The organism is Vibrio sp. YT-19(2023), from assembly GCF_033337395.1.
Genome location: NZ_JAWOQN010000987.1, coordinates 1 through 549, shown reverse-complemented (window position 1 = coordinate 549; position 549 = coordinate 1). Strand labels below are relative to the sequence as shown.

Annotated in this window: 1 protein-coding gene; it reads left to right on the top strand. The window is 40.1% G+C overall.

Features of this window, described 5'->3' with window-relative positions; all coding sequences use genetic code 11:
- On the top strand, nt 1-313 hold a 313-nt coding region (locus tag R7E78_RS29590), incomplete at its 5' end, for a DUF3291 domain-containing protein (protein WP_318059077.1).
- Nucleotides 314-549 lie beyond the last annotated feature (236 nt).

The window sequence follows — 549 nt, the reverse complement described above, 5'->3', positions numbered from 1 at the left end:
AGACGACTCCGGTGATGCCACCAGCATTAAATTGTTTGAAGACCCAAACATGATTGTAAACATGTCTGTCTGGGAAAGTACTGACGCACTCAAAAACTTTATGTTCCGTACTGACCATAGAGATTTCATGCGCAGAAAAAGCGAATGGTTTCATCGATTAACAGAAGATAGCTATGTTCTATGGTGGGTTGAAGATGGCCATATACCAACACCACAAGAAGCTTTATTCCGCCTTCAACATTTGCGCGATAACGGAGATACACCCTTTGCTTTCACATTTAAAACTAACTTTACAGAAGCAGATCTTACGTGAGCTATGCGCTGGTTAAATCGCTAAGTTGTATAAAGCACCGATATGACATGCCTCACCCCATCATGGAGTTGTGTACTTCAAGGGAAATTGTAACAGACTCAAAAGGATAAAGTTTGATAGTAGGAGCCTATTTTTTCAAGACTTACCCATTCAGCGACTAGGTATATCACCGTCAGCAACTGAAATAGACTCTGGTAGTTGCTTATATTTTGTTCCATGATAATTCCCATTTTGTA